This window comes from Methylobacter sp. sgz302048 (assembly GCF_052162025.1).
Classification (GTDB): Bacteria; Pseudomonadota; Gammaproteobacteria; order Methylococcales; family Methylomonadaceae; genus Methylobacter.
In genome coordinates this window covers 3,749,230-3,765,530 of record NZ_CP197401.1, presented here as the reverse complement: position 1 = coordinate 3,765,530, position 16,301 = coordinate 3,749,230, and the positions used below count along the sequence as shown (strand labels likewise).

Here is a 16,301-nt window from a genome sequence, read left to right as displayed (position 1 = left end):
CCAGGTGCGCGAGCTTGGATCGGCGATAGCGCCTCATTTTTGCCTCTACTAAAAATTCAGTGTTGAGCAAAGCGATTCTGTTGAGTTGAATCACTAAGGGTTTTTTGCAATTTCCAAGTAAAAATATTCTGCTTTAAGCAATAAAAGCCGTGATTGTGGGCAAGTTTCTTCTGGCTGGTATCATTGCTCCGATTCAGCCAATTGTTGCAGGCCCATGATGACTTCGGTGAGATGGTGCTTGAATTGCCGCAAATCCTGCTGGTTGACGGATCGATTCTTCAATTGTTCATAAAGCGCTACACAGCTGTCATTGACGCTGGAGATGGATAGATTGGCGCAAATACCCTTCAGCGCATGCACCCAGACTTCAGCGGCGGTCCAGTTTTTTTGTTCCAGATGGTCTTCCAGCAAGGATTCCTTGCCCTGATAGCTTTTATAGAACAGCACGAGCAGCTTTTTGTATTTTTCTTCATCGTTGCGCAGCCGCGACAGGCCGCTTTCGACATCTATACCGGGTAATCGATAATTCGAGAGCGTGAGGCCGGCCGCATGATCTTCGGTTGCAAATTTTGTTCGTCCTTTGCCGAGCTGGTCGAATATTTTCTTTAATTGGTCGATGTCGATCGGCTTAGTCAAAACGTCGTTCATGCCGGCCTGATAGCATTGCCGGCAGTCGCTTTCGGCTGCAAAAGCCGTCATGCCGATGATCGGCAAAGCTGTGAGATGGAGTTGGCGTCTGATCTGTCGCGTCGCCTCGAAACCGTCCATTTCCGGCATTTGAATATCCATTAACACCAGATCGATTTTTTCTTTTTGCAGAATTTCCAGCGCTTCGCGGCCGTTGCCGGCCTCCAGAAAATGCTCTACCTGATCTTGAAGGATGTCCATGATCAGCAGGCGGTTAATATAGTAGTCATCGACAATCAACACGTTGAATAACTTAGGTGTCTGGGTTGGACGGGAGAAATGAGGCAATATTTGCGGTTCGGTTTCTTGCTGGTTCTGCAGCAGATGCCGACAAAGCAGTGTCCGATCGAAAATGGGCGTTTTCAGGTAATCCACCTGTGTAACCGTTTCGGAGAACTGTTTGACGGCCTGTTCGCCCAGCAGGCTGTCCATCAGGGAAATCGAAATGTCCGATAATTGAGGATCGGTTCTGATTTGGCGCACCAGGGCAAAGGCGTCAATATCCGGCAGGTTCCGGCTTATCAGCAAATGGCGGTAGTGGCGCTGCGCCAGCAAAGCCAGCGCTTCATTGCCTGTTTCGGCGCCGTCGACGCTGCATCCCAACGATTGCAGCAGCTTGAGCAGATGTTCCCGGCTTTGTTGGCCCGATTCGACGACTATGACGGCCGGCATCGACGCAGCAGACCGGCTGATAATAGCATCATCATAGTCGGGTAGTGCTGATTTGATCGGCAGCGAGAAGGAAAATCGGCTGCCTTGCCCTGGGTGGCTGTCAACGTTCAGATTTCCTCCCATCAAGGCGACCAGTTTTTTGGAAATGCTGAGCCCGAGCCCGGTACCCCCATATTTGCGTGTGATTGATACATCAGCCTGGCTGAAGACCTCGAATATCCTGGTGATGGTTTCGCGGTCCATGCCGATGCCAGTATCGCTGATGACGAAAGTCACCTGCGCAGCTGAACCCATTGCACTGGCAGAAATGGACAGGCGGATTTGCCCCGCTTCGGTGAACTTTATCGCATTGGTCAATAAATTGATCAGCACCTGTTTTAAACGCAGTGAGTCGGTCTCGATGAATCGGGGCACAGTCTCAGAGATGTCTATGATGAATTCAAGCCCTTTTTCTACAAATTTGGCGGTCAGCATTTGGACGATGCTGGTCAGGATTTCAAATAAATTGCAGTTCTGATAGTCCAGTTCCATTTTGTTGGCATCAATGCGGGAGATGTCGAGCAGGTCGTCGATCAAGGCCAGCAGCAAATCGGCCGATTCAAGCGCCCGCTTCAGTTGCTGCTGCTGATGGGGGGATTCCGATGCCTTGAGCGCCAATTTGGTAAACACGACAATGGCGTTCATCGGGGTTCGGATCTCATGGCTCATATTGGCCAGGAACGCCGATTTGGCCCTGGATGATGCCTCAGCCGCCTCTTTGGCTTCTTCCAGTTGACGGGTTCGCTGATAAACCAGGTCTTCCAATTGAAAACTGTATGTCCTCAATTGGTGTTGAGCATGATCGCGCGCCGATATCGCACGGTGGATCTGCTCCAGCAGCTGGTTGAAGGCGGCCGCCAGCTGTTCGATTTCGGCATAGCTTTTATTCTCCGTTCTCAATTCATAATTTTGCCCTTCGGTAACGGTGCTGACAAAGCTGGCCAGCGACTCGATCGGTTTCGAGATAAGCTTTTGCAGGATGTAAGATAAAAATAAGGCTACGAACAGCGCGAGAACGATTACAAAGGCTACTACCAACGCCGAGCGGGTCAGCAACTGCCAATAACTGGAAAAATCGGCAAACAGGATTACATGGCCGATCTTATTGGCATGCGAATAAATGGGGCGAGTATAGGCCAGATAGCGCTCGGTTTCGCTAGAGGCCGGGCTTTCGGTCAAGAATTCGCCTATAGCCTCTGTCGTAATCGGCACATCGCTGCCGGGGCGCTGATAATGGGCAAGAATCTGTTTTTCGTCGTTCAGTAATAATGCATAGATGACCTGAGGGTCGTATTTCAATGAGGCTAACAAGTTATTGGCCTCATCCTTATCGCCAAACACAATGACGGCCTGGGCGTTATCGGCTATGACGCCGGCCTGGATGGTCAGACTGTTGTTCATGTCCTGCTTCAACTGCACCATCCGGAAGGTTATGAACAGCAGGCCCGCTATCAGGAGCACGATAGTGCTGGTCAACATGATGACGAAGAAGAGCCGGTTTTTGATGGAGCGTTTGTTCTGAATCATGGTGGCTGATCGGCTAAATGCAATAATTGCGCTCTTAATTCCAGACCGGCCTTTTTGGCCGCCTGTTCATTGATAGCGAAGCGGATTCTGTTTTCCTTATTGTAAAGATATATCATTCCGCCCTGTCGGTAAAATGCCTCGGTTTCTCCGACAGTCAGGACCGGATGGGAAACCACTGCTTGTAAAAAGGGCTTCGGCGTCTGGATGTGCCTGGGCAAATAAAGCAGATGACAGGCAGACAAATCGTCACGCAACTGTACCTCGGCCACTTCTATTTTATGCTGATTGATCGATTTGTCGGCCAAGGCTGTTTTTAGGGCCTCGCTCATGCCTTGATTGCCGGCAACGCAAAAAAGCATCGGCTCAGAGCCGGTTGGACTGAGCTTGGACGGCGGCCATTCCACGAACAGCGATAACCTGAAAAGATAAGCCGCCTTAATCGTCAGCTCCCGATGATCCATGGCCCAGCCTTGGCTCAACAGCAGCGCCGATATGAAAACCGACTTCGTTAGCAACTGCAAAAAGCGCATAATCGATTTTATCTTTTCAATTTATCAGGCTGACGGAAGAGAGCGGGCATCATCAATACTGATAGGACAGTTTCAGCATGATTTCCCGAGAGGGGCCGGGCAGAGCAGGGTGGCCGCCATTGTAAGGCTGGACGTATTCGTATCGCTCGTTAAAAATGTCATAGAAGCCTAGTCCGACTTCCAGTCCTTTGGTCAGCAGGTTCTGATAGCGGAAATAAACGTTGGCTATCCAAGCTGGTTCGTGATGCGTAAGGAGGTCGCCGGTATAGCCGAAACGGTCGCTAATGAACATCAGCGTCGGATTAATGGAAAACGACGGCGTGACATTGGCATGGGCGTTGAACGTCACTTTGTGAGTGGGGAAGCCAACATTGAGCTGATCGTGGAGCTGGGCTTCCTGGGCATTCAGGATTTTGTATTTGTCCGCCGTGTTGCGGGTCGCCCGATAAAAGGAATAGCCCAGTTCCAGATAGCCCCAGTCCTCGTCGCTGTAGCGCAATCCGGTTTCGATGCCTTGGGTGTTTTGACCGGGGGCATTGATGTAATAATCCGCTTCCCTTGGTTCTCCGTTTTCATCTAACCGGTGGTCTATCTGATACAAGATGATGTTGTTGCTGCGGATATCGAACAGATTGATGGTCAAATCCAGGTTGTCGAGCAATTCATAGCCGAGCTCTATTTCGGCAGTGTGGGTTTTCTCAGGCCTGACCTGGCCGATCTGATCGGCCTCCGACAGGCCAGGGGCGCCCTCAGCGATATCCTCTAGCAGACCAAGATTGTATTCCTCGTTCTTTTGATAATTGCCGCCGGTCGGTATGCGGAATGCCTGGCTGTAGAGGGCCTTGAAGTGAAACCGGCCGAAATCCTTGGTCAGGGCAACGCGCGGCGCCAGATTGGTGCCGTATTCGTTGTAGGCATCGAAGCGCAGTCCGGCCAGCACGTTTACCCAGGGGAACGCGTAGCTGGCTTCGGCGTAAGCGGTGTAATCGCTGAAGGTCGGCAAGGGTGAATCCAGGCCTCCGTCTTCGCTCTTGCGGATGTCGAATTTATCGAAGGAGAAGCTGTTGCCCAGCACCAGATAATTGCCTTCTTCCGATGCGAACGTGGTTTTGGCGTCGAACTTGTAGAAATCGACAAAGACGCGTTCGCGCAGCAGTGGCGATTCCCCATCGAAATACTTCCGGGTTCGCTCCCAGGGATTCTGACGGGAAAATTGGGCGTTGAGATCCAATTGAATGGCCTCGGTAAAGTCGTATTGATAGTTTAAGTTGCCCGCGTATGTGGTGAACCGGTTGTTCAGGTAGCGTTCCTGCCCGGTCGTTGTGGTGGCGAAACCGTCGCGGCTGTCGACGCTGTAGTCGTCAACAAGGAAGCGGAAGTCAATATCCTTGTATTTGATATCCAGGTTGATCATCCTTGACTCCAGTTCGTTGCTGTCGGACATGTCAAAGCTATCTCCGAATGCATCCCGGTAGATCCGGTCGCTCCGATGGGCCTCGCCGTTTTTGCCGGACAGCGTCACTTCCCAGTCGCCCCATTTTTTACCGGCGACAAGTTCCATGTTTTTCCGGGCTTCGCCGCGCTCAAAGCGGCCGTAGGCTCCGCTCACTTTGACGCCGTTTATCTGGGTGGCGGTTTTGCTGATGATGTTGATCACGCCCATTTCCGCGAAATTGCCGTGGATGATGGAACCGGGGCCGCGGATGATTTCAATGCGATCGATTTGTTCGACCGGAAAATGACTGCCGAACTGGGTCGTTCCAAACCGGTGCTCATTCAGATTGATGCCGTCGATGAAAACCGCGACCTTGCCTTCATGAGCCTGGATGCCTCGAATGCCTAAGCCGACGACATTGGACGTGTCGATGCCGAAACTGAAACCGGGCACCAGTTGCAGTACGTCGACCAGATCCCGGGCGCCCATATTGCGGATTTCCTGGCCGGAGATCACGGTTACAATGCCGGCTGCCTGCCTGGTGCAGGTCGCTTTTTGATTGGCGGACATAAAAACCGGCACTTTGCCCAGTTCCGACAGATCCAGGTCGACAATATCGGTTTCGGCGATTGTGTCGCAGGACAATTGTTCCGACGCTAAAGCGCTCTCGTGCAAAGAAAAGAGCGCGAATAGACAGCTTGCCAAGTTTTTTATTGTTTTACCTTTCATCGCTTTATATACGCCTCAAAACGAGGAACAGCTGTGAAGTATTGCCAAGCGCTGCCTGGGTTATGAGCCAAGCAGCGCTTGGCAAGAGTGTCCGACCGCCTGATCAGTGTTTCATTGCATAAATTGTCATTTAGAACGATTTGATCGGCTGCCGCGAAAACAAAGGCATTTCCTGCCGATACACGATTCAGTTACGTTCTGGGGCGTGCTTTTACTGGATGGATATGGGCACGATTTCCTTAGCTCGTAGTCTGGGTTGCTTTTGCGGAAACTCCGTTTCTTCGTTGCCGCAGGCCGGGTTCGTTCCTCAACCCGGCCTGCGGATTTTTGCTGCTAAAAAATTATAGAACAAGTAGGCCGGTAATAGCGATAACAAGCCGGCTGCGTCGCCTTTTTATTCGCTTTTGTTCTTTAAATTGCCGGCATGCAAACCGCATTCTTTTTTTGCTCCCGCTTCCCACCACCAGCGGCCGGCTCTCTCGTGCTGATTAGGCAGGACGGGGCGTGTGCAGGGCTCGCAGCCTATGCTGATGAAGCCTTTTTCGTGCAGCTCATTATAGGGCACCTGCCAGGCCTCTATGTAATCCCAGACCTGTGCCGAACTCCAGTTGGCCAATGGGTTGAATTTGACTAGCGTGTGCTCGGGCGTTGAGAACGCCGTGTCCAGTTGCACTTCGGGAATGGCTTGTCGGGTATCGGGGCTTTGGTCTTTCCGCTGGCCGGTGATCCAGGCGTCCAGATGCGCCAGTTTGCGCTTTAGCGGTTCCACTTTACGGATGCCGCAGCATTCCTGGTGGCCGTCTTCGTAGAAGCTGAACAGGCCCTTGCTTTTCACGAAACGGTCCAGTATGTCCCGGTCCGGCGTCAGCAGCTCGATGTCAATCTGATAATGCTTTCTGACTTTCTCGATGAAGCGGTAGGTTTCAGGATGCAGGCGGCCGGTATCGAGAGAGAAAACCGGAATGTCTTTCCTGATCTTGACGGCCATGTCGATCAGCACGACATCCTCGGCGCCGCTGAAGGAAATGGCGATGTTGTCGAAAAGCTCCAGGGCTTTTTTGAGAACGGCGCGCGGGTTTTTCTGTGCCAGCTCGGTTTGTAAAGTATCGATGTTGAATGCAGTCATGAAGGTCAGTGATATAAAGTCAGCTTTGTGCGAAATACTGTCTTAAAAATTCGTCAAAAGGCAGTTGATCGCGGCTTTCGATTTCTTTTTGTTTGGCCAGCGATTGCTCGGCGAGTTCATTAAACTGTGCAGTATTCTTGTCATCGAGCTTGTGTTGCCGGAAGTACTGTTCATGCTCGGCCGATTTGTTCAGGGAGAAGCAGCCGAACTGCTGTTGCTGATGTCCCATGTGCTCCAGTATGCGCGCCGATGCGGTCAGGTCGGGGTTGCCGACGATTTCTTGCTGTTGCTTGAGAGCCTGGCTGTAAGGTTTGCCGGCATCGTTGCCGTTCAGGATATCGCAGACCGGCCGCATGTCGGCGAGAATTTCGGCGGCCCAGTCCTGTAAAAGTATTTTCTTTCCACCCTTTTCAAGTTCCAGTCCCGGCTTCCTGCCGAATTGTGCGACGGCCAGCTGATTGGCATTGTTGATGCGGAGGTCCTGCTCGGAAATCAAGGGGCTGTCTTTCAGCAGGCAGGTCAGCAACAGCGCTTCTATGAAACGGGCTTTGCTCTCATCGATGCCGATAGGGGTGAAGACATCCAGGTCAAGCGAGCGCATTTCCACGTAGCGCACGCCTCGGCGTTTGAGAGCCAGGGTCGGCTTTTCGCAGGACTCGGCTATCTGTTTAGGCCGCATCGTGCTGTAGAATTCGTTTTCGATCTGCAGGATATTGCTGTTGAGCTGCAGATACTGCCCGTCCACGACCGTGCCGATTTTTTCGTAGTCCGGATAAGGCGTGGCGATGGCCTTGCCCAGACTGGCGACATAGCCGGACAGCGAGTTGTAATCGATCCGCAGGCTAGCCTGATTTTTGCTTTTATAACCGATATCGCTCATGCGCAAAGAGGTTGCATAAGGATGGTACAATGTGCCCGGATCGAATTCCTGAAACCCGGCCATCAGCGCCGGACGGCTTTTGAAGAAATTCTTGCAGATGGCAGGCGAGGCGCCGAACAGATATAGGATCAGCCAGCCCAGACGCTGAAAATTCCTGATCAATGCGAAATAGGCATCGGCTTTGAACTGTTCCGGACTAACATCCGGTTTTTCCAGTGCGTACAGGACGGGCCAGAGGGCCTCGGGCACGGAGTAATTGAAGTGTATGCCGGCAATGGCCTGCATGGTCCTGCCGTAGCGGTGCCATAAACCGTGCCGGTAAATGTGCTTCATGCGGCCGATATTGGACGAGCCGTATTGTGCAATCGGTATGCTTTCATCGCCGTCGATGCCGCAGGGCATGCTCGCGGCCAGCAGCATTTCGTTGTCCAGATTGTCGTAGACGAACTGGTGGGTATTGTGCAGAAATGACAACGTGTCCCTGACATCGGCGAAAGGCGGCGTGATCAATTCAATCAGGGCTTCGGAATAATCCGTCGTGATATAAGGATGGGTCAGAGCGGAGCCTAGCGCTTCCGGGTGAGGGGTCTGGGCGATAAAGCCGTCCTTGGAAATACGCAGGCTTTCTTTTTCAATGCCTTTAAGGCCCTCACGGAGCAATTGCTGCTGACCGTGTTCCTGAAGGTGATCGAGGCATGTTGAAAGCTTATTATTATTCAAATGAGTCATAGATTGGGCGTTTGTACCCTGTAGTCCTGTATAATTTGGTCTATTATAGAAGGTATTAACTGATTGAAGAAATATTATCGCAGTGAAGGAAGCCGTGCACAGCAAGCCCATTGACATACTCAAAGCGGTTTTCGGCTATGACAGTTTCAGGGGACAACAGCAGGCTGTTATCGAGCAATTGCTGGCCGGACAGGACGCGCTGGTCTTGATGCCGACCGGCGGCGGCAAGTCGTTGTGCTATCAAATTCCGGCCCTGATCAGGCCCGGCGTCGGCATCGTCATTTCGCCGTTGATTGCGCTGATGCAGGATCAGGTCACCTCCCTGCTTCAGGTCGGCGTAAAAGCCGCCTTTCTCAATTCGACGCTGGATCAGGGTGAAGTGCGCATCATCGAGCAGCAACTGCTGCGCGGTGAACTCGATCTGCTCTATATTGCACCGGAAAGGCTGACGTCGGCGCGCACGCTGGCGCTGTTCGAACGTCTTGAAATCGCCCTGTTCGCGATCGATGAAGCGCATTGCGTCTCGCAATGGGGACATGATTTTCGCGCCGATTATCTACAGCTTTCGATGCTGCACGAGCGTTTTCCTACTATTCCGCGCATTGCGCTGACGGCCACGGCCGATGAGAAAACGCGGCAGGAAATCATACAGCGCCTGGGGCTGGAACAGGCCCTGCTGTTCCAAAGCGGCTTTGACCGTCCCAATATCCGCTACCGGATCGTGCAGAAGCAAAATGCACGACAGCAGTTGCTCGATTTCATTCGTGCCGAACATGCCGGCGATGCCGGTATCGTTTACTGTCTGTCGCGCAAGAAAGTCGAGGCGACAGCCGAATGGCTCAGGACCAAAGGCATCAATGCGCTGCCTTATCATGCCGGCATGACCGCCGATCTGCGGCAGCAGCATCAGCACCGGTTTCTGATGGAGGACGGGCTGGTGATTGTGGCCACGATCGCTTTCGGCATGGGCATCGATAAGCCGAACGTGCGCTTTGTCGCGCACCTGGATTTGCCTAAAAGCGTCGAGGCGTATTATCAGGAAACAGGACGGGCCGGACGTGACGGATTGCCCGCCGATGCGTGGATGGCTTACGGCCTGCAGGATGTCATCATGCTGCGGCAGATGTTGGCTGATTCCAATGCCGATGAGGCGCACAAGCGGCTCGAATACCACAAGCTCGAATCGATGCTGGCCTTGTGCGAACAGGTGCATTGCCGTCGGCAGGCGCTGCTGAGCTATTTCGGCGACACCTTGGCGCAACCGTGCGGCAACTGCGATACCTGCCTGGAGCCGGTGGAGACCTGGGATGGCACGCTGGCCGCGCAGCAGGCGTTGTCGTGCATTTACCGCACCGAGCAGCGCTTCGGCATCAATTATCTGATCGACGTGCTGCTCGGTAAGGACAATGAACGAATCAAAAGCTTTGGCCATGACCGGCAGTCCACTTTCGGCATCGGCAAGGAATTGGACGAAGGCCAGTGGCGTTCGGTATTTCGGCAACTGGTGGCCAGAGGGCTGGTCGCGGTCGACTTTGAAGGCTTCGGCGCCTTCAAGCTGACCGAGGCGTGCCGTCCGATTCTGCGCGGCGAGCAGCAACTGATGCTGCGCAAGGATCTGCAGCCCGGCAAGATTAAACGCAGCAAAGGCGAAAGCCGGCAGTTTGCCGGCAGCCAGGATGCGCTGCTGTGGAATGCGCTGCGCGCCAAGCGCCGCGAACTGGCCGATGCGCAGGATGTGCCGCCTTATGTGATCTTCCATGATGCGACCTTGATGGCCATGCTGGAAGCCAAACCTGTGACGCTTCAGCAGATGAGTCTGTTATCGGGCGTTGGTGAACGCAAGCTGGCGCTTTATGGCGATGAATTTCTGGCTGTTATCAGCGAATTTGTCGCTATTGAAAATAACGGGCCGATCGGTTTATCTGATACCATAGCCGAATCACTGGCTTTATTCAGGCTGGGCTACAGCGTGAAGCAGATTGCCGGACAACGGGAAATGCAAGAGACAACCATTTATGGCCATTTATCTCAGTCTCTGGAACAGGGACTATTGGCACTGGCCGATGTGGTTGAATTGCCGGAGCCGGAAATCAGGCTGATAGAGGATGCGTTTATCAGTCTGCCGGAAGACCAGAAAAATGCGCTCAAGCCTGTCTTTGAGAGGTTCGGCGGCCACTACAATTACGGTATTCTGCGTTGCGTCAGAGCCTCTTTGCTTTATCAGTCGCTTTTGTAATGCCTTAGCCAATAAACCGGGCGCGCTTGTGACCAAGCTAAGTTTTTGATAGATTTGTCGCCTATTTTAATGTCCTTCCCTCATCCTGACCTTATGATAGATCCAACAGCTCCACATCCATTGACCAGTAAATCAACCATTACGTGTGAAAACTGTAACCTGGATAACATATGTATTCCAAAAGGACTGACCAGTGCGGAGATTGGCGAATTGGGCTTACTGGTCAACAGGAACAATATCCGCCGGAAGGGCGAGGCTATCTATCATGCCGGCAGCCCATTCAGAGGCATTATCGCCTTGCGCTCAGGCAGCGCAAAACTGCTCAGTTTCGACCAAAGCGGCAATGAGCTGGTCGTTGATTTTATCCTGCCTGGGGAGCTGCTGGGATTTGACGGCCTGTCGGCACAAATTCATAACTGTACGGCTATCGCTCTGGAAACGGTGAATTATTGCCATCTGCCGGCCCATAAAATTGAAATGCTGGCCCTTAAAACGCCAGGCCTAAGTCAAGCGCTGCTACAGCGTTCCTGCGATCAGTACGATAGCCAGGTGCAAAAGATGATGCTTAGCCGAAGGTCGGCGGAAGCGCGCGTGGCTTGTTTCATTCTGCATATTTCGGAACGGCTTAGGATGCGAGGTTATTCGGAAATGGAGTTCCGCCTGAGCATGTCGCGCGAGGAGATAGGCAACTACCTGGGGATCGCGCATGAAACGGTCAGCCGCATTATCCATCATTTTCAAGCGCTGCAGTTGATTGAAGTGAAATCCAAACAATTGAAAATCATCGATAAAAAAAGGCTGTTTAGCTATTATTCGGAATAATCGCCAAACAGCCCGAAAGCTCGTTGGATTTAAAAATTAGTAATTCTATGTAGGTAGAACTTAGACAAATATGCTGCGTGAGAGGAATTTTCAGCAATTTTGCGCTAAGAGCGAGGCTATTTAAACAAACTTTGCGATATTAAAGTTGAGCCAGATCAAGAAATGTTTGTTTAATAAGCCGAGGCGCCAGATTCCCAAGGCAACTTGTCCGATTAGAGCCAGGCCGCTCTCAATAACGCGGCGGCAGTTTACTGACGGCTGGCAAATCCCACAGCAATGGATCAGCGCTGGCTTCCATGACATTTTCGATTTTGTCGTCCAGATCGGGAAAAAAGTCCAGACCGGTTTGTGCTTCTAAATGGTCGATAGTAGTTACGAATTGCATCAGCGGTTCTTTGCCTTTAACCGTTTGCGGTATCAAAAATCCCAGTGCAATAGGCGATCTATTAGGATTGGGGTGCGCTATATAGATTTTATAAAACGCATCCGGTACTTCCACTGTCCAGTCTGACGCCAGGCGTTCGACAGTGCCGCTGAATACCGGGCCTGTAACAACCCAGACTTTGCCGAATCTTTTAGTGAAATGCTGGATTTCGACTTCCTCCAGGCGTTGCCATACTCGCTGGTTCAGTTTGGATTTCTGCGGGCTGATGTTGGTCATTAAGAAGCTGTCGGCTTGCCCCTCTTTGCCGTAAAGGCGACTGATCGCATAATTCGGCGCCATGTGTCCACGGTCATAACCGCTCTGCTGGTAGCTGTCATGGCTGACGCGGTTGATGCTGCGCCAGTCCGTTTCAAAACGGTTGGGGCGTTTTAAGGACGGGGCATTGTCGGAGAGCGGGGTGAGCGCGTACTCTACCCAGAGAGGATTGCCGCGCAAATCCGAATAACCCAGAATAAATCCGTCATTGCGCAATATACGAAACCAGGTCTCATAGTTTGATGCATCGCGGGCTTGAGGGGCGCCCTGAAAAAGCAGGGTCGGACGGGCAATCTTAATTTCATATGCATAATCGCCGGCTCCGATTAAGATCATCATCAGCAGCAGTACGGGATGCTTGCGGCCAATGCGGAACAAGCTCAGCAGTAGTATAAGCCAGTTTAATGTACGGGGTTTTCTGCGCATGGCAAGTTTATGGCGGGCGAAGCTTGGGGCTGCTTTTAGCTGATCTGGCAGGGTTTCATGCCAAGGCTTCTATCGATGGTTTATTGCTGAATTGGTAGTGATGTTTTAAACAATGGTCCAGCCATTTTTGCAGAAAATAGTTCAGACGCCATTTGTAATTCATGATTTCAATGCTCAAGCCCGGGTCTTTGAATGTGCGCGGCACGCTTTCCCGGGCATGGTCGCTAAGCACTTCCGCCAGCTGCGCATCAAGATAGATCCTTATTTTTACGGCAGGCTCCAGAAGTTCATGGCGGTTTTTTTTGAAGCAATGGCTTAGATCCACGGTCATGGTATAGGGCGTGCGCTCAATGACTTCCAGGTGCAGCGTGGTTTTGTCAGGTGCAAGACCGATGGCTTGTTCTCTGAAAGCCAGCAGGTCGGGAATCAGCTGGAATAGCTTGTGGTAGTTGGACGCACAGACTTGTTCCAGGCAGAATGACTTGTTGATCGGATTAAGAAGGCCCATAGCGGATATCAGTTCTCATTGTAGCAGGCATTAGCGCTGGCCGTCTCCCATAATACGACCTGAGCAACATTAAAACCTGCCTGTTTCAGATGTTGATAAATCATTTTGCTTAGCACTTCGGCGGTAGGGTGTTCGGCCAGCGCGAGAAAACGTTCATTGTTTTCAATTAGCATGGGAATGATCGGATCATCCTGGTGCAGCAGAAAATTATGGTCAAGGTGCTGATCAATATAGCTTTCAACACAGTCTTTGATCTCGGAGAAATCACAGACCATGCCTTGCTCGTTAAGTTGCGCCTGCTGTATCGAAATCGAGGCTTTGACGCTATGGCCATGCAGATTCCGGCATTTGCCCGGATGGTTCATTAACCGGTGGCCGTAGCAGAAATAGACCTCTTTGGTAATTGTAAACATAATTAAAGTAAAACAGCTTTGTGGTTTTTAACAGTAAAAGCGATTAATTCCCTTTTATGCTTTGTATGGTAGCGGCAATTTCGTAGCGATCATTTTCACGTTTTGTACTTCTGACTACTTCAATAAAAGCCGTCATCGGCGGTGTAATGGCATTGTGAGGGATCACATTGATCTCCATGGCTTTACCGGGTTCAAAAGAGCGGTCGGCAGTGAATGATACGCTGGCGCCGCTGATCGATGTACAGCGCCCCCGATAATATTCACTCGAGCCAGCGAGTTTATAGATGATATCGCAGTTTACTTCGGTGCGAGCATAGCTGCGTTTTTCATCATATTCCATCATATGATTTCCCCTGCCAAATATTGTTCGTTATCGCGTTTACTATGAGCCGTATCATTTTAGCGGCGCAGTGTACTATAAAAAGTACACGGATGGGTGATGAATTGCAGCAAGGTTATTAATTGAGTGTGCTACTGGATATTAGCCTGAATTTATGTAATATGGTACACCAAACACAACCGGACTTGAGTATTATCGAATGACCAAAGCAACAATTTTAACGGGAATTACTACCACAGGTACGCCTCATTTGGGCAATTATGTAGGCGCCATCAGGCCGGCGATTGCCGCCAGCAAAGATGCGCATGTTTCGCCATTTTACTTCCTTGCCGACTATCACGCGCTGATCAAATGTCAGGAGCCGGAGCGGGTTCGTCAGTCCAGTCTAGAAATTGCGGCAACTTGGCTGGCCTTGGGACTGGATACCTCGAATGCCGTGTTTTACCGGCAATCTGATGTGCCCGAGATTATGGAGCTGACCTGGTTGCTGACTTGCGTGACGGCAAAAGGCTTGATGAACAGGGCGCATGCCTATAAGGCGGCGGTTGCCGAAAACGAGGAGGGCGGCGAGAACGATCCCGATAGAGGCGTGACCATGGGACTATTCAGCTATCCGATTCTGATGGCTGCCGATATTCTGATGTTTAATGCCCATAAAGTGCCGGTTGGCAAGGATCAGATTCAGCACATCGAAATGGCCAGAGATATCGCAGGACGCTTCAATCATATTTACGGCGAGCACTTCGTATTGCCTGAAGCGGTTGTTGATGAAAATGCCGCAACCCTGGCGGGGCTGGATGGCCGAAAGATGAGCAAGAGTTATAACAACACCATTCCCTTGTTCGAGCCTGAGAAAAAATTACGCAAGCTGATCAATAAGATCAAGACCAATTCCCTGGAGCCTGGCGAGCCCAAGGATCCGGAAACCTGCACGTTATTCAGCATTTATAGGGCGTTTGCTACGCCATTGGAAGTGGCCGAGATCCGTCAGCGCTATGCGGACGGCATAGGCTGGGGGGAAATGAAACAGGTCTTGTTCGAGCATATCAATGAGCAAATTGCGCCGTCAAGAGAGCGTTACGAGGCATTGATGCAGGCGCCGGAGCACATTGAACAGCAATTGCAGGAAGGCGCTGAAAAAGCGCGCGCGATCAGCGTGCCTTTTATCAAGGAATTGCGCCAGGCCGTTGGTATTTCGCGGATCTCGGCGTGAAGAGGACAAGCTTCAGCGGTTGGCTCAGTCAGGCTTTCTGGCTGATCGGCCGTGAGCCTCTGGTGTGGATCGGATACATGCTGGTTATCGGCCTCCTGTTAGGCGTCGGGCGTGTATCATTGGCTTTGGGCGTCTTTCTGGCGGTGACGAGTCTGTTCGTCGGTGTCGGCGTGGCAAAATACACTGATTTGAAAAGTTCGGCCGGGCATTCGGTCAGTCTTTACTGGGCGATCAGTAAAAGTTTGCCATTAGCCGTGCTGGCGGCTCTCAGCATCGTGCTTTGCTGGTTTGTCTTCAGGCTGGCCGCCAATATTTATAGCGAGGAATGGGAAAAAATTGCCCAGTTTTTCTATTATTGGGAGTTGACGCCTGAGAATATGGACGACAAGTCCTTGCGGCAACTGGCTGGCTGGCTTTATTCATCGGCAATCGTGGCGCTTATTTTCGTTCTGTTAATGCTGACTACGTTCGCCAGCTGGTTTAGTTACCCGCTGATGCTGTTTAAAAGCTATACCTGGAGTCAGGCAAAGGAACAGGGCAATAAGGCTGTTACCCGACATCTGAGCGCCATCTATAAACTGCTAGGCTTTGTCTTTGCCGTCGTATTCATCGGGGGCGGCATGATGCCGTTGCTGACGCCGGTCTTATATGCGCTGATTTCAACATTGATGTATGTTTCCTACCAGACAATTTTTGAGCCCGGCTAAGGGTTGTCAAGCATTTCCCGGAAAGCTTTGTAACAATAGGTCCACGTTGTCAGCCGGCAATTGAATCAGCAGTTTGATTTGCTCGGCAAAATCCTGTTCTACGATCTGGCCGTCGAGTTTTTTCAATTGGTACTCGAGCGGCTGCATTTGGTTGTAATCCAGCGTTAGCCGGACGCTTGCCAGTTCCACAAACGGGTGAATGTCCGCCGCCTCGATAACGCTTTTGGCGGTGTTGCCATAAGCACGCGTCAATCCGCCTGCGCCCAGCTTGACGCCTCCGAAATAGCGGATCACGGCAATGAGCAGATTAATCAGTTGTTTGCCTTCGATATGCTGGAAAATGGGTTTTCCGGCCGTACCAGTGGGTTCGCCCGCATCATGGAAACGGCTGACAAAGCCGTGGTCGGTCCTGATGCGGTATGCGAAAGCGATGTGATTGGCATTGGGATGTTCGGCATACAGTTGTTTAAGATTCAGCAATGCCTCGCTTTCACTGATGCACGGAACAATCATTCCGATGAAACGGGATTTTTTAATTGTGTCTTCTATTGTCAGTTTCGATTTGACACAATGCATAGTTGA

At 51.5% G+C, this 16,301-nt stretch carries 14 protein-coding genes; 4 read left to right on the top strand and 10 right to left on the bottom strand.

Annotation, left to right across the window (positions count from 1 at the left end; genetic code table 11):
* Window positions 1–180: 180 nt before the first annotated feature.
* The 5 genes from ACTNE6_RS16810 to gshA all read right to left on the bottom strand — a co-directional run bounded on the left by ACTNE6_RS16810 (window position 181) and on the right by gshA (window position 8,354).
* Entirely contained in the window at window positions 181–2,925 is a 2,745-nt protein-coding gene (locus tag ACTNE6_RS16810) for a response regulator (RefSeq protein ID WP_442497553.1), read from the bottom strand.
* A complete protein-coding gene (locus ACTNE6_RS16805; RefSeq protein WP_194970065.1) occupies window positions 2,922–3,455 on the bottom strand; it encodes a YfiR family protein in 534 nt (177 codons plus the stop codon). The genes ACTNE6_RS16810 and ACTNE6_RS16805 overlap by 4 nt, the downstream gene beginning before the upstream one ends.
* Window positions 3,456–3,507: 52 nt before the next feature.
* On the bottom strand, window positions 3,508–5,619 hold the full coding sequence (locus ACTNE6_RS16800; RefSeq protein WP_442497552.1) for a TonB-dependent receptor plug domain-containing protein: 2,112 nt from the start codon (window positions 5,617–5,619) through the stop codon (window positions 3,508–3,510).
* A gap of 394 nt (window positions 5,620–6,013) precedes the next feature.
* Window positions 6,014–6,745, bottom strand: coding sequence for a phosphoadenylyl-sulfate reductase (locus ACTNE6_RS16795; protein ID WP_442497551.1), 732 nt, complete (start codon window positions 6,743–6,745; stop codon window positions 6,014–6,016).
* A 19-nt stretch (window positions 6,746–6,764) separates the two neighbouring features.
* Window positions 6,765–8,354 (bottom strand): glutamate--cysteine ligase, encoded by a 1,590-nt coding sequence (gene gshA, locus ACTNE6_RS16790; RefSeq protein WP_442497550.1) that lies wholly within the window; start codon window positions 8,352–8,354, stop codon window positions 6,765–6,767.
* 82 nt (window positions 8,355–8,436) lie between these two features.
* On the opposite strand from gshA, the gene recQ reads away from it, so the two are divergent.
* Both recQ and ACTNE6_RS16780 read left to right on the top strand, forming a co-directional pair.
* Entirely contained in the window at window positions 8,437–10,590 is a 2,154-nt protein-coding gene (gene recQ, locus ACTNE6_RS16785; RefSeq protein WP_442497549.1) for a DNA helicase RecQ, read from the top strand.
* 210 nt (window positions 10,591–10,800) lie between these two features.
* Window positions 10,801–11,412, top strand: a complete 612-nt coding sequence (locus tag ACTNE6_RS16780) for a helix-turn-helix domain-containing protein (protein WP_228779057.1) — start codon at window positions 10,801–10,803, stop codon at window positions 11,410–11,412.
* Between the two features lie 229 nt (window positions 11,413–11,641).
* Here the strand turns inward: ACTNE6_RS16780 and ACTNE6_RS16775 are convergent, their stop codons facing one another.
* Genes ACTNE6_RS16775 through ACTNE6_RS16760 form a run of 4 tightly spaced genes read right to left on the bottom strand, consistent with a single transcriptional unit; the run spans window position 11,642 to window position 13,802 of the window.
* Window positions 11,642–12,538: a DNA/RNA non-specific endonuclease gene (locus ACTNE6_RS16775; RefSeq protein WP_442497548.1), complete on the bottom strand. Its 897-nt coding sequence runs from the start codon at window positions 12,536–12,538 to the stop codon at window positions 11,642–11,644.
* A 55-nt stretch (window positions 12,539–12,593) separates the two neighbouring features.
* On the bottom strand, window positions 12,594–13,046 hold the full coding sequence (locus ACTNE6_RS16770) for a DUF1249 domain-containing protein (RefSeq protein ID WP_194970059.1): 453 nt from the start codon (window positions 13,044–13,046) through the stop codon (window positions 12,594–12,596).
* Between the two features lie 8 nt (window positions 13,047–13,054).
* Window positions 13,055–13,459 carry a 6-pyruvoyl trahydropterin synthase family protein gene (locus ACTNE6_RS16765; RefSeq protein ID WP_194970058.1) on the bottom strand — a complete coding sequence of 135 codons (405 nt, stop codon included), beginning with the start codon at window positions 13,457–13,459 and terminating at the stop codon, window positions 13,055–13,057.
* A gap of 43 nt (window positions 13,460–13,502) precedes the next feature.
* Window positions 13,503–13,802: a PilZ domain-containing protein gene (locus tag ACTNE6_RS16760; RefSeq protein ID WP_194970057.1), complete on the bottom strand. Its 300-nt coding sequence runs from the start codon at window positions 13,800–13,802 to the stop codon at window positions 13,503–13,505.
* Window positions 13,803–13,998: 196 nt separating this feature from the next.
* Between ACTNE6_RS16760 and ACTNE6_RS16755 the strand changes: the two genes are divergently transcribed.
* Complete coding sequence (locus tag ACTNE6_RS16755) at window positions 13,999–15,012, top strand: tryptophan--tRNA ligase (protein WP_442497547.1); 1,014 nt, start codon at window positions 13,999–14,001, stop codon at window positions 15,010–15,012.
* Complete coding sequence (locus ACTNE6_RS16750; RefSeq protein ID WP_442497546.1) at window positions 15,009–15,719, top strand: hypothetical protein; 711 nt, start codon at window positions 15,009–15,011, stop codon at window positions 15,717–15,719. The genes ACTNE6_RS16755 and ACTNE6_RS16750 overlap by 4 nt, the downstream gene beginning before the upstream one ends.
* A gap of 6 nt (window positions 15,720–15,725) precedes the next feature.
* Here the strand turns inward: ACTNE6_RS16750 and ACTNE6_RS16745 are convergent, their stop codons facing one another.
* Complete coding sequence (locus ACTNE6_RS16745) at window positions 15,726–16,295, bottom strand: IMPACT family protein (protein ID WP_442497545.1); 570 nt, start codon at window positions 16,293–16,295, stop codon at window positions 15,726–15,728.
* Between the last annotated feature and the right edge of the window lie 6 nt (window positions 16,296–16,301).

Bases quoted from the DNA above. Each gene is read 5' to 3' on its own strand.
- ACTNE6_RS16795 (WP_442497551.1), bottom strand. From the start codon at position 6,745: ATGACTGCATTCAACATCGATACTTTACAAACCGAGCTGGCACAGAAA.
- ACTNE6_RS16775 (WP_442497548.1), bottom strand. From the start codon at position 12,538: ATGCGCAGAAAACCCCGTACATTAAACTGGCTTATACTACTGCTGAGC.
- gshA (WP_442497550.1), bottom strand. From the start codon at position 8,354: ATGACTCATTTGAATAATAATAAGCTTTCAACATGCCTCGATCACCTT.
- ACTNE6_RS16765 (WP_194970058.1), bottom strand. From the start codon at position 13,459: ATGTTTACAATTACCAAAGAGGTCTATTTCTGCTACGGCCACCGGTTA.
- ACTNE6_RS16745 (WP_442497545.1), bottom strand. From the start codon at position 16,295: ATGCATTGTGTCAAATCGAAACTGACAATAGAAGACACAATTAAAAAA.
- ACTNE6_RS16770 (WP_194970059.1), bottom strand. From the start codon at position 13,046: ATGGGCCTTCTTAATCCGATCAACAAGTCATTCTGCCTGGAACAAGTC.
- ACTNE6_RS16755 (WP_442497547.1), top strand. From the start codon at position 13,999: ATGACCAAAGCAACAATTTTAACGGGAATTACTACCACAGGTACGCCT.
- ACTNE6_RS16760 (WP_194970057.1), bottom strand. From the start codon at position 13,802: ATGATGGAATATGATGAAAAACGCAGCTATGCTCGCACCGAAGTAAAC.
- ACTNE6_RS16800 (WP_442497552.1), bottom strand. From the start codon at position 5,619: ATGAAAGGTAAAACAATAAAAAACTTGGCAAGCTGTCTATTCGCGCTC.
- ACTNE6_RS16810 (WP_442497553.1), bottom strand. From the start codon at position 2,925: ATGATTCAGAACAAACGCTCCATCAAAAACCGGCTCTTCTTCGTCATC.
- ACTNE6_RS16805 (WP_194970065.1), bottom strand. From the start codon at position 3,455: ATGCGCTTTTTGCAGTTGCTAACGAAGTCGGTTTTCATATCGGCGCTG.